Below are 11,818 nucleotides of genomic sequence, written 5' to 3' on the forward strand. Positions count from 1 at the left end.
GAATTGTCGGTACGCCTGGACACGGGCGGTAAGCCCAGTGGCGCACGTATGTCCCCAAGGTTACGCGCCCGCGCAGAAACCGTCCGCCTCGGGACCGCCCCCGGCCCCCCGGCCCGGCCGCTCAGGCCTGCTCGGCGCCGTCCGCCGCAGCCTGCGCGGCCTGCGCGGATGCCGTTCCGGGGCGCTTGCGCTCGACCCAGCCGTCGATGTTGCGCTGCGTGGCCCGGCTCACACCGAGTGCCCCGGCCGGGACGTCACCGGTGATCACCGAGCCGGCGGCGGTGTAGGCGCCGTCACCGATGGTGACCGGCGCGATGAACATGTTGTCCGAGCCGGTGCGGCAGTGCGCGCCGATGACCGTGCGGTGCTTGTTCACGCCGTCGTAGTTCACGGTGACCGAGGCCGCGCCGACGTTGGTGCCCTCGCCGATCGTCGCGTCGCCGATGTAGGACAGGTGCGGCACCTTGGCGCCCTCGCCCAGCTCGGAGTTCTTCACCTCGACGTAGGTGCCGACCTTCGCCTTGCGGGCCAGCCTGGCGCCGGGCCGCAGGTAGGCGTACGGACCGGCGGTGGCCAGCTCGCCCACCTCGGCGCGGTCGGCCGTGGTGTTGCTCACCCGGGCGCCGGCGCCGACCAGGGTGTCCTTGAGGGTCGAGTTCGGGCCGACCTCGCAGCCCTCGCCCAGGTGCGTGGCGCCCTGGAGCTGGGTGTTCGGCAGCACCACGGCGTCCGGCTCGTAGCTGACCTGCACGTCGAACCAGGTGGTCGCCGGGTCCACCACGGTGACGCCATCGCGCATCGCCCGCTCCAGCAGGCGGTCGTTCAGCAGCCGGCGGGCCTGCGCCAGCTGGACCCGGTCGTTGATGCCCAGGATGTCCCGGTGGTCCTCGGCCACCACGGCGCCGACCCGGTGACCCGCCTTGCGCAGGATCTCCAGGGTGTCGGTCAGGTACTCCTCGCCCTGCGAGTTGTCCGTGGTGAGCTCGCCCAGCGCCGCGGTGAGCAGCTTGGCGTCGAAGGCGAAGACGCCGGAGTTGATCTCGGTGATCGCGCGCTGGGTGGCGCTGGCGTCCCGCTCCTCGACGATCGCGGCGACGGTGCCGTCCTCGTCCCGCAGGATGCGGCCGTAGCCGAAGGGCTCCGGGACGACGGCGGTCAGCACGGTGACGCCGTTCTGCTGGGCGATGTGCGCGTCGGCCAGCCGGCGCAGGGTCTCCCCGGTCAGCAGCGGCGAGTCGCCGGCGGTGACGATGACCGTGCCGTCCAGCGCCACGCCGTCGGCTGCCAGCGACTCCAGCGCGGTGCGCACCGCGTGCCCGGTGCCGTTCTGCTCCACCTGCACCGCGGTGCGGGTGGCCGGGTAGTGCTCCGCCAGGTGCGCCTCGACCTGCTCGCGCTGGTGGCCGACCACCACGACCAGCTGGCCGGGCGTCAGCTCCCGGGCCGCCGAGACCGCGTGACCCACCAGCGAGCGCCCGCACACCTCGTGCAGCACCTTGGGCAGCTTGTTCGACTTCATCCGGGTCCCGCCACCGGCGGCGAGCACGACAACGGCGGCAAGCGAATTGGCACCCATGCGGGGAGGCTCCTCGGTAAGTTCACAGAGAGGGCAGAGCAGGCCCGGCCCGGACCCAGGCCGGTCGCCATTCGCACAGTCCGCCGAGCAGCACCGACAATACCGGCGCGAGGGAAAACGCCCGAACCCGAGGCGTGCAGAGGCTCCGCCGCTAGGATTCGAACCCAGACAAAGGCCTCCAAAGGGCCCTGTGCTGCCATTACACCACGGCGGACAGTCGTGTCAGACCCTACCGGAGAGGGCCCTGCCGTGGGTATCGACTTGCGTCGATCCGCGGGCCCGATTACGCCCCCGGCGACCGAACGCGCCGGGCCCCCGGTTCATCCATCCAGTCGGGTGAATTCACTCAAGCGCCGCGCGGCGGAGTGTTCCCCTGGACACGGAGCGCAACCTACGATGCCGTAGGTTACGCCAACGTAGCTCCGCTTCCCTCCCGCTCCGGGACGCCGCAAAGGGACCCCCATGACCATCCAGGCCGGCGAGACGCGCGCGGGGAACGCCGCGTCCCGCACCCCGTCCTCCGACTCCGATCCCGCCGATCCCACCGGTCCGGCCGAACCGGCCCCGATCACCCGGACCGTCGGGACCGCCGACGCCGACGCCGCGGCCACCCGGCTGTCCGCCACCCGCGGCGGGGAGAAACAGGGCCTGGCCGAGCGGATCGCGCTCTCCCTGTTCATCCTCGTGCCGTTCACCGCCCTGGTCGCCGCCGTCCCGGTGGCCTGGGGGTGGGGACTGGGCTGGACGGACCTCGCGATCACCGTCGCGATGTACTACCTCACCTGCCACGGCATCACCATCGGCTACCACCGCTACTTCACCCACGGCGCCTTCAAGGCCAACCGCCCGATGCGCCTGGCGCTGGCGATCGCCGGGAGCCTCGCGGTCGAGGGCCCGCTGGTGCGCTGGGTGGCCGACCACCGCAAGCACCACCGGTTCAGCGACAAGGACGGCGACCCGCACTCGCCGTGGCGCTACGGAGAGAGCGTCCCGGCGCTGATGAAGGGCCTGTGGTGGGCCCACATGGGCTGGATGTTCGACGAGGAGCAGACCTCGCAGGCCACGTACGCCCCCGACCTGGTGCGCGACCCGGCCATAAGGCGGATCTCCCGGCTGTTCTGGCTCTGGACCACCATCTCGCTGCTGCTGCCCGCGCTGATCGGCGGCCTGGTGAGCCTGTCCTGGGAGGGGGCGCTCTCCGCCTTCTTCTGGGGTTCGCTGGTCCGGGTGGCGCTGCTGCACCACGTCACCTGGTCGATCAACTCGATCTGCCACGCCGTCGGCCGCCGCCCGTTCCGCTCCCGGGACCGCTCCGGCAACGTCTGGTGGCTCGCCGTGCTCTCCTGCGGGGAGTCCTGGCACAACCTGCACCACGCAGACCCGACCGCGGCCCGGCACGGGGTGCTGCGCGGGCAGATCGACTCCTCGGCCCGGCTGATCCGCTGGTTCGAGCTGGCCGGCTGGGTCCGGGACGTCCGCTGGCCGGACGCGCAGCGGATCGCCGCCCGCCGCGCCGCATGAGGCGGCGCTTCCAGCATGATGTAGGGGTGAACGGGAGCAGCGCAGACAGCACAGGCGGTCACCACGGCACGCGGACGGACGCGGCGCCCGCCACGGCGCCGGCCCGTCCACGGGCCGCTGCACCGGCGGCCGGCACCGGCGACAGCGGTCCGGACCGGGGCGCCGGCGGCGGCTCGACCGCGGCCCCGCGCCGCCGGGGCGGCCGGGTCCGGATGACCGGCAAGCAGCGGCGCGAGCAGCTGCTGGAGATCGGCCGGACGGTCTTCGCCGAACGCGGCTACGACGGCACCTCGGTGGAGGAGATCGCCGAGCGCGCCGGAGTGTCCAAGCCCGTGGTGTACGAGCACTTCGGCGGCAAGGAGGGGCTGTACGCGGTGGTCGTCGACCGCGAGATGCAGCTGCTGCTGGACATGGTGACCGGGGCCCTGACCGGCGGGCACTCGCGCGAGCTGCTGGAGCAGGCGGCCTTCGCGCTGATGGACTACATCGACACCTCGACGGACGGCTTCCGGATCCTGGTCCGGGACTCCCCGGTCGCCCAGTCGACCGGCACCTTCGCCTCGCTGATCAGCGACATTGCCACGCAGGTCGAGGACATCCTGGGCCTGGAGTTCAAGTCCCGCGGCTTCGACGCCCGGCTGGCCCCGATGTACTCGCAGATGCTGGTCGGGATGGTCGCGCTGACCGGGCAGTGGTGGCTGGAGGTCCGCAAGCCGGACAAGGCGACGGTGGCGGCGCACCTGGTGAACCTCGCCTGGCACGGGCTGGAGGGCCTGGAGCGGCACCCGCGGCTGGTCGGCGAGCGCACGGCCTGACCGGCCGGGGCCGGAACGCCCCGGCCCGGCCACGGCACGCCCGGCTCAGCCCGACCGCCCGGTCCCCACGGCGAAGATCCGCCGGAACGGGAACACCGTCCCGTGCGGCCCGGCCGGATAGGCCTCGCGCAGCAGCCGCCCGTACTCGGCCAGGAAGGCCGCCCGGTCCGCCGGGTCGGCGAGCCGGGTGAGGACCGGGCGCAGCGCGGTGCCCTTGACCCATTCCAGGACCGGGTCCGGCCCCGGCAGAAGGGTCAGGTAGGTGGTCTCCCACACATCCGGGAGGCAGCCGGCGGCGGCCAGGGCGTCGAGGTAGCGCTCGGGCGGATGGACGCCGGCCCGTACGGCCTCCTCGCCGAGCGCGTCCCGCCAGCGGGCGCTGCGGCGCAGGTCGGCGAGCAGGGTGTGACTGGGGGCGTCGAAGTTGCCGGGCACCTGGAAGGCGAGCACCCCGCCGGGTCCGAGGGCGTCCGCCCAGCGCGGCAGCAGCGCCAGGTGTCCGTCCACCCACTGGAGGGTGGCGTTGGAGACGATCAGGTCGGGCCCGGCCGGGGCCGGGTCGTAGTCGCGGGCGTCGGCGAGCAGGTACTCGGCGTCGGGCTCACCCTCGCTGCGGGCGGTGGCCAGCATCGGGGCGGAGTTGTCGACGCCGGTGAGGCGGGCCCGCGGCCAGCGCTCGCGCAGCACGGCGGTGGAGTTGCCGGGGCCGCATCCGATGTCCAGGATCACCTCGGCACCGGGGTGCGGGAGGGCGGGGACGCGGGCGAGCAGGTCGCGCAGCGGGCGGGTGCGTTCGTCGGCGAAGCGCAGGTACTGCGCCGGGTCCCAGACGGGGGTGGTCATGGTTCACCTCGCATGTATCTCGACATCAAGATATCTCGCGGTAGCCTCTCTGGCACATTTCTCGACGTCAAGAGACTTCACATCGACACATCCACCGATACACTGATCGTCATGGAGGACGAGGTCGACAGGCTGGTCGCAGCATGGCGCCGGGAGCGCCCCGACCTCGACGTGGAGCCGCTGGAGGTGCTCAGCCGGGTCAGCCGGCTCGCCCGGCACCTGGACCGCGCCCGCCGCACCGCCTTCGCCGAGCACGGCCTGGAGCCCTGGGAGTTCGACGTCCTGACCGCCCTTCGGCGGGCCGGCTCCCCCTACCAGCTCTCCCCCGGCCAGCTGCTCACCCAGACCCTCGTCACCTCCGGCACCATGACCAACCGGATCGACCGGCTCACCGGCAAGGGCCTGGTCAAGCGCCTGCCCGACCCGGACGACCGGCGCGGCGTACTGGTCCGGCTCACCGACGACGGCCGCGACCGCGCCGACCAGGCGCTCGCCGGACTGCTCGCGCACGAGCGCGAACTGCTCGCCCAGCTCACCTCCGGCCAGCAGACCGAACTCGCCGCGCTGCTGCGGCTGCTGGTCGCCCCGTTCGACAACATCCCGGGCTGACGACGACCCCCGGCTCCCGGCCCGTGGGCCCGCCTCGCAGGTCCCGGCTCAGGGCCGTTCGACGGTGCCGACCACCGAGGGCGGCGGGGGCACGGCCGGCTCGGCCGGGCTGACCCCGGCCCGGCGGGCGACCGCGACGGCCGCCAGCGTGGAGTGCACCCCGAGCTTGCCCAGCACGTTCTGCATGTGCGTCCGGACGGTGTGCGGCGACAGGTAGAGCCGCTCCGCGACGGCCTGCCGGCCGAGACCCGCGACCATGCAGCGCAGGATCTGCTTCTCCCGCGGGGTCAGGGTGTCCACCAGCCGCTCGCTCTCGGTGCGGTCCCGCCGGGCAGTGGTGAGCTCGCGGATCACCCCGGTGAGCAGCGCGGGCGGCAGGTGCGTCTCGTCCCGCAGCACGCCCCGGACCACCGCGAGCAGCCGGGCCAGCGAACTCTCCTTCGCCACCCAGCCGGTGGCGCCCGCATGCAGGGCGCGGGCGGCGCGGTGCGGGTCGTCGGCGGTGGCCAGGACGATCGCGCGCAGTCCGGGATGGGCGCGGCGGAGGCGGGCCAGCAGGGTGATGCCGTCGGGCGGCTGGGCGGAAGGTCTGAGCTGGTCGCCCCGCAGCGGATCCACCGCGGACCGGGCGACCGGCGGCAGGCCGCCCGACAGCGGAACCGGCAGCCCCGGCGGTACGGCCGCCCGGCGCGGCTGCGGCACGGGCGGGGCGGCACGACCGCGCCGGGCCTCGTCGCCGTGCTCCGCGGCCGGCCGGCGGCGGGCGTGCGCCCCGACTCCCGGTGCTGCCGGTGCTCCCAGCACTCCCGACGCGCCGTGCGAACCGGCGCCTCCGTACGGACCCGCGGCTCCGGGCCCGCCGGGTAATCCGGCCGGGCCCGCTGTTCCGATCGGCCCGGCCGCACCGGCGGCGGTGCCGACACCCGACGCCTCGACGCCGAGGTCGGCGTCGATCAGTGCCACGTCGTAGGCCCGGCCCTCGCCGGCCGCGCGCTCCAAGGCCCGCTCGGCGGCGGCCGCGCTGCCCGCCGCCCCCACCTCCACGTCCGGCTCGGCGGCCAGTGCCGCGGCCAGCGCCTCGGCGAAGATCCGGTGGTCGTCGACCACCAGGACGCGAATCCGCCCCATAGTCCCTCCCCCTGCTCAGACCGCCCGAGCCCGGGGACGGGAACCGGCCCGGCATCCACGTTCCGGACCCGCCGTTCCGCCCGCCCACCGGTGGCCGGTGAGGCCGAACGGTCGCCGGCCCCCACCGGTACCGCACTCAGCCTACGGGGCGGGAAACGCGCTCGTGGCGATTCGGTGAAGTTTCGTCAGAAGATGCGTGAGTGGCCGGACTTGGACCGTCCGGGGCCGTTCCGGGCGCCGCTCCCGGAGGCCCCTGGAGGCCCCTGGAGCGACACCCCGCGGCGGCCGGTCCGGCCGTCGCCCGCCGGCCGCTGCTCACCGGCCGTCACTCACCCGCCGTTCTTCGCCAGGGTGAACTTCCAGGCGTCGGCGACGATCTCGTCCAGGTTCGAGCGGCGCGGGGTCCAGCCCAGCGTCTCGTGGGCACGGGCGGCCGAGGCCACCAGCACCGCCGGGTCACCGGCCCGGCGGCCCTCGACCCGCACCGGGATCTCCCGGCCGGTGACGCGCTGGACCGACTCGATCACCTCGTGCACCGAGAAGCCGCTGCCGTTGCCCAGGTTGCAGATCAGGTGCTCGCCCGGCTCGGCCGCGTCCAGCGCCAGCAGGTGCGCCTCGGCCAGGTCGGCGACGTGGATGTAGTCCCGGATGCAGGTGCCGTCCGGGGTCGGGTAGTCGTCGCCGTACACCGCGATGTGCGGACGCTGCCCCAGCGCGGCCTGGAAGACCAGCGGAATCAGGTGCGACTCGGGGTCGTGCCGCTCACCGAACGCGACACCGGACGAACTGCCGTACGCACCGGCCACGTTGAAGTAGCGCAGCGAGACGGCGGCCAGGCCGTGGGCGACGGCCTCACCGGTGATCAGGTGGTCCACGGCGAGCTTGGTGGCGCCGTAGGTGTTGGTCGGCGCGGTGCGGGCGGTCTCGGCGATCGGCACGGCCTCCGGCTCGCCGTAGGTGGCGGCGGTGGAGGAGAACACCAGCTTGCGCACACCCGACGCGCGCATCGCGCTGATCAGCTCCAGCGAACCGGCCACATTGTTGCGCCAGTACTTCTCCGGGTCCGCGACCGACTCGCCGACCTGCGAGGACGCGGCGAAGTGCAGCACGCCGTCGAAGGAGCCGTCCAGCACCTTGTCGGCCTCCTGGATCCGGCCCTCGACGAACTCGGCACCGGCCGGGACACCCTCGCGGAAACCGGTGGAGAGGTCGTCCAGGACGGTCACCCGGTGACCCGCCTCCAGCAGGTGGGCGGCAACCACACTGCCGACGTAGCCGGCGCCACCCGTGACCAGGTACTTACTCATGTTGCGACCTCCAGCGAACGACGGTCCGCCCGTTCGAGCGGAAGCCATCGACGGAATGCGTACGACTGGGGTCATTCTCCCAATGCCACCGGGGTGCTCCGCGCCACACGGGCGACTGCTTCCAGCCTTCTCACCAAGTCCTCAGCCGCCGGCCATCCGCTCCAGCAGGCCGGTGCGCGCCGCCACCGCGGCCGCCTCCAGGCGGGTCCGCGCGCCGAGCTTCATCAGCACCCGCTGGACGTGCGTCCGGGCGGTGCTCGCGGCGATCCGCATCCCGGAGGCGATCGCCGCGGTGTCCTCGCCGTCCGCGATCCGGGCCAGCACCTGCACCTCACGGCGGGTCAGCAGCCGCAGCAGCCGGACGGCCTCGTCGTCCGGCTCGACCGCCGGGCGCAGCAGCTGGTCGAAGGCCCCGCGCAGAATGTCCACCGCGACCGCGGCCTCGCCCGCGCGCGCCCGCCCGATGGCCCGCTCGACCACCTCGATCCGCTCGTCGCTGGGCACGTACCCGGCCGCACCGGCCGCGAACGCCCCTGCCACTCCGCGCAGTTCACCCACGGGACCGAGCACGATCACGGCCACCTCGGGACGCTCCCGGCGGATCCGGCGCAACCCGTCGAAGGCCCCCGACTCCCCCGGCGCGGCCACCCCCAGCAGACAGACCTCGGGCCGCCGTCCGACCACCAGATCGGCGGCGACCGCAGCCGGGGAACCGACCGCGAGCACCCGGTGGCCTCGCAGTTGAAGTGCGGTGGCCAGCGCCTCGGCCAGCAGCCGGTGGTCGTCCACCACCACGAGTCGAACACCCATGACGCCCTCCAGGTCGGGGTCCGGCTCGCGCCCGCACCCCTCGGGCGGGCGGCCGATGACGCACCATCACAGCGCATTCCGTACCCGACCCGCTAGGCCGGGGCGTATCGGCGGCACGGAACCGGCCGGAGAACGCGAAAGACCCCCGCCGCCAGGCGAGGGTCTTTCAGTTGAGCCCCCATGCGGAATCGAACCGCAGACCTTCTCCTTACCATGGAGACGCTCTACCGACTGAGCTATAGGGGCTTGCTCGCTTGCCCGGGTGTTTCTCCCGGCCGCTCGAACAAGGAAGACATTACACGGCTCCGGGCCGGGAAGGGAAATCGGCCTCCACCCGGAGCACTCCGCCGGTCCCGACCCCGCCGCGGGCGATCCGGCCCGCGCCGCGGAGCGGTCCTGGCCCCGCCGCGGCCGGCTCAGTCCTCGCCGTGGGCCGCGTCGAACTCCTCGCGGGCCACCACCATCCGCCCGGCGCGATGCTCCGTCCACCGGCCGACCGGCGCGAGCAGCTCGGCCAGTTCACGACCGAGCGGCAGCAGGTCGTAGACCACTCGCGGCGGCGTCTCCGGGAAGACCGTACGGAGCACCAGTCCACTGCGCTCCAGGTTGCGCAGGGACTGGGTGAGCATCTTGCGACTGACCCCGCCGACCCCGCGCTGGAGTTCGGAGAAGCGCTGCGGCCCGCAGCCGAGGAGGCTCATCAGGATCAGCATCGACCACTTGTCGGCCAGCTCCGCGAACACGTCGCGACTGGGACAGAGCCGGGCGAACACGTCGTACTCCTGCCCATCCCGACCTTCCCGCTCGTCCTGCTCGTCCCGCTCGTCCTGCTCCGCGGGCTGTCCGGGCCGGACCCGGGCCGCTTCCTCCGTCGTCATGCCTCCAGGGTAGTCCCGAGGTCTCCAATCCACCCTTGGTAACCAATAGAGACCTGGTCTATATTGGAGACCAGCCGAGGCCGGGGCCGCGGGCCATCACGGTGCGCCCGGCTCTGCCCTGCTCTGCCCTGCCCCGTCCCGTCCCCATGCCTGCCCGCTGGCCTCCGCCGGCCCGCGCCCGTCCCCCAGGAGTGCCGCATGACCGCCGTCCGTCCGACCGTCGCCCTCGCCTACCACTCCGGCTACGGCCACACCGCCGTGATCGCCGAGGCCGTCGCCCGCGGCGCCGCCGCCGCAGGTGCCGAGGTCCTCTCGATCGCCGTCGACACCATCACCGAGGAGCAGTGGGCGCAGCTGGACGCCGCCGACGCGATCGTCTTCGGCTCCCCCACCTACATGGGCACCGCCTCCGGCGCCTTCCACGTCTTCGCCGAGGCCACCAGCAAGCGCTGGTTCACCGACGCCTGGAAGGACAAGGTCGCGGCCGGCTTCACCAACTCCGCCTCCAAGAGCGGCGACAAGGCCGGCACCCTCGCCTTCTTCCAGACCCTCGCCGCCCAGCACGGCATGAGCTGGGTCAACCTCGGCCTCAAGCCCGGCTGGAACGCCACCACCGCCTCCGAGGACGACCTCAACCGGCTCGGCTTCTTCAACGGCGCCGCCGCCTCCTCCCCGTCCGACGCCGGCCCGGAGGCCGTCCACAAGTCCGACATCGCCACCGCCGAGCACCTCGGTGAGCGCGTCGCCCGGCACACCGCCGTCGTGCTGGCCGGCCGCGCCGCCCTGGCCGGCTGAGCCCCGGGCGACCGCGTCCGCCCACGGGCGACCAAGCCCGCCCACGGCTGCCTACGCCGCCGGGTCCGCCCCCAACCGGGGCGCCCGGCGGCGTTCGCCGTCCGCGGACCCGTCCGCCAGGCCGTCCACCGACCCGTCCACCGAGCCGCCCACCGACCCGAGCTCCGCGCCGGTGTTCTCCGGCAGCATCCGCAGACACCCCAGGGCCAGCACACCCAGCACCGCCAGGTACCAGCCCACCGGCTGCGCCGTCCCGTACGCCCCGGTCAGCCGGGTGGCCACCAGCGGCGTCGTCGCCCCGCCGACCACCCCGCCCAGGTTGTACGTCAACGCCGCGCCCGTGTAGCGCACCCGCGTCGGGAACAGCTCCGGCAGGAACGCCGCCAACGGCCCGAACATGGCGCCCAGCACCACCATCGCCCCCGCCAGCGCCACGAACATCAGCGGCCGGCTCACCGTCTCCAGCAGCGGGAACAGCACCAGCGACCAGACCGCGGCCAGGCCCGTCGCCCACCGCAGCGTCCGCCGCCGCCCCCACCGGTCACTGCACGAGGCACTCAGCCACACCGTCGCGGCCATGCCCGCCGCGCCGACCAGCAGCATCGACAGCACCAGCGTGCTCGCCACCCCGAGCCCGGTGGTCGCGTACGCCAGGGCGTACGTCGTGGTCAGGTAGAACAGCGCGTACCCCACCGTGATCGCCCCACTGCCCGCCAACACCGGGCGCCAGTGCTCGCGCAGCACCTCCAGCACCGGCAGCCGCTCCCGCCGCACCCCCGTCCGGAACAGCGGCGACTCCTCGACCCGCAGCCGGACGAACAACCCCACCGCGACCATGACGAACGAGGCCAGGAACGGCACCCGCCAACCCCACGCGCGGAACTCCCCCTCGTCCAGGACGAGTTGCAACGCCAGGAACACCCCGTTCGCCAGCACGAACCCGATCGTCGGCCCCAGCTGCAGGAACCCCCCGTACCGCCCCCGCCGCCCGGCCGGCGCGTTCTCCGCGATCAGCAGCGCCGCCCCGCCCCACTCCCCACCCAGGCCGACGCCCTGACACACCCGCAGCACCACCAGCACCGCCGGCGCCCACCACCCCCACACCCCGAACCCCGGCAGCAGCCCCACCCCCGCCGTCGCCAGCCCCATCAGCAGCAACGACACCACCAACGTCGCCCGCCGCCCCACCCGGTCCCCGAAGTGCCCGAACACCACCGCCCCCACTGGCCGGGCCAAAAACGCCACCGCGTACACCGAGAACGCCGCCAGCAACGCCCCCACCGTGCCCAGCCCGGGAAAGAACACCGGCCCGAACACCAACGCGGCCGCCGTCCCGTAAAGGAAGAAGTCGTAGAACTCGATCGCCGTCCCGATCAGCGCCGCAGCCGCCGCCCGCCGCACCTGCCCGACCCGCCCAGCATCCTCCGCATCCATACCACCACCCTCACCACCCCCACCCCACCCCACCAGCCGCCACCCGAGTGACCCCGGCGCACCCCCACCGCCCTCGCGCCCCCACCACGCGCGAAGGGCGCC

General features: G+C 73.6%; 11 protein-coding genes and 2 tRNA genes. 4 read left to right on the top strand and 9 right to left on the bottom strand.

The features are described 5' to 3' along the window. Positions 1-121 precede the first annotated feature (121 nt). Both glmU and ACFVVA_RS24420 read right to left on the bottom strand, forming a co-directional pair. On the bottom strand, positions 122-1,576 hold the full coding sequence (glmU, locus tag ACFVVA_RS24415; RefSeq protein ID WP_387692599.1) for a bifunctional UDP-N-acetylglucosamine diphosphorylase/glucosamine-1-phosphate N-acetyltransferase GlmU: 1,455 nt from the start codon (positions 1,574-1,576) through the stop codon (positions 122-124). A 143-nt stretch (positions 1,577-1,719) separates the two neighbouring features. Next, a tRNA-Gln gene (locus ACFVVA_RS24420) sits at positions 1,720-1,790 on the bottom strand. 248 nt (positions 1,791-2,038) lie between these two features. Between ACFVVA_RS24420 and ACFVVA_RS24425 the strand changes: the two genes are divergently transcribed. Together ACFVVA_RS24425 and ACFVVA_RS24430 are read left to right on the top strand one after the other, a co-directional pair. Continuing rightward, entirely contained in the window at positions 2,039-3,097 is a 1,059-nt protein-coding gene (locus tag ACFVVA_RS24425; protein ID WP_387692601.1) for an acyl-CoA desaturase, read from the top strand. A gap of 212 nt (positions 3,098-3,309) precedes the next feature. Next, positions 3,310-3,912, top strand: a complete 603-nt coding sequence (locus ACFVVA_RS24430) for a TetR/AcrR family transcriptional regulator (protein WP_359899730.1) — start codon at positions 3,310-3,312, stop codon at positions 3,910-3,912. Positions 3,913-3,957: 45 nt separating this feature from the next. Here the strand turns inward: ACFVVA_RS24430 and ACFVVA_RS24435 are convergent, their stop codons facing one another. Then, positions 3,958-4,755: a methyltransferase domain-containing protein gene (locus tag ACFVVA_RS24435; RefSeq protein ID WP_387692603.1), complete on the bottom strand. Its 798-nt coding sequence runs from the start codon at positions 4,753-4,755 to the stop codon at positions 3,958-3,960. 111 nt (positions 4,756-4,866) lie between these two features. On the opposite strand from ACFVVA_RS24435, the gene ACFVVA_RS24440 reads away from it, so the two are divergent. After that, positions 4,867-5,364, top strand: a complete 498-nt coding sequence (locus ACFVVA_RS24440) for a MarR family transcriptional regulator (RefSeq protein ID WP_360351434.1) — start codon at positions 4,867-4,869, stop codon at positions 5,362-5,364. 48 nt (positions 5,365-5,412) lie between these two features. Here ACFVVA_RS24440 and ACFVVA_RS24445 read toward each other — a convergent pair whose 3' ends face one another. The 5 genes from ACFVVA_RS24445 to ACFVVA_RS24465 all read right to left on the bottom strand — a co-directional run bounded on the left by ACFVVA_RS24445 (position 5,413) and on the right by ACFVVA_RS24465 (position 9,487). Continuing rightward, positions 5,413-6,492: a LuxR C-terminal-related transcriptional regulator gene (locus tag ACFVVA_RS24445; RefSeq protein WP_387692605.1), complete on the bottom strand. Its 1,080-nt coding sequence runs from the start codon at positions 6,490-6,492 to the stop codon at positions 5,413-5,415. Between the two features lie 329 nt (positions 6,493-6,821). Then, positions 6,822-7,799, bottom strand: coding sequence for a UDP-glucose 4-epimerase GalE (gene galE / locus ACFVVA_RS24450; protein ID WP_387692607.1), 978 nt, complete (start codon positions 7,797-7,799; stop codon positions 6,822-6,824). 141 nt (positions 7,800-7,940) lie between these two features. Next, positions 7,941-8,609 carry a LuxR C-terminal-related transcriptional regulator gene (locus ACFVVA_RS24455; protein ID WP_387692609.1) on the bottom strand — a complete coding sequence of 223 codons (669 nt, stop codon included), beginning with the start codon at positions 8,607-8,609 and terminating at the stop codon, positions 7,941-7,943. 173 nt (positions 8,610-8,782) lie between these two features. Further along, positions 8,783-8,855 (bottom strand) — tRNA-Thr (locus ACFVVA_RS24460). 170 nt (positions 8,856-9,025) lie between these two features. After that, positions 9,026-9,487, bottom strand: coding sequence for a winged helix-turn-helix transcriptional regulator (locus ACFVVA_RS24465; protein WP_387692611.1), 462 nt, complete (start codon positions 9,485-9,487; stop codon positions 9,026-9,028). A gap of 198 nt (positions 9,488-9,685) precedes the next feature. On the opposite strand from ACFVVA_RS24465, the gene ACFVVA_RS24470 reads away from it, so the two are divergent. Then, positions 9,686-10,282: a flavodoxin family protein gene (locus ACFVVA_RS24470; RefSeq protein ID WP_387692613.1), complete on the top strand. Its 597-nt coding sequence runs from the start codon at positions 9,686-9,688 to the stop codon at positions 10,280-10,282. 51 nt (positions 10,283-10,333) lie between these two features. Here the strand turns inward: ACFVVA_RS24470 and ACFVVA_RS24475 are convergent, their stop codons facing one another. After that, a complete protein-coding gene (locus ACFVVA_RS24475; protein ID WP_387692615.1) occupies positions 10,334-11,716 on the bottom strand; it encodes an MFS transporter in 1,383 nt (460 codons plus the stop codon). Positions 11,717-11,818 lie beyond the last annotated feature (102 nt).

It is taken from the genome of Kitasatospora sp. NPDC058048, assembly GCF_042885555.1.
Classification (GTDB): domain Bacteria; phylum Actinomycetota; class Actinomycetes; order Streptomycetales; family Streptomycetaceae; genus Kitasatospora; species Kitasatospora lactacystinica.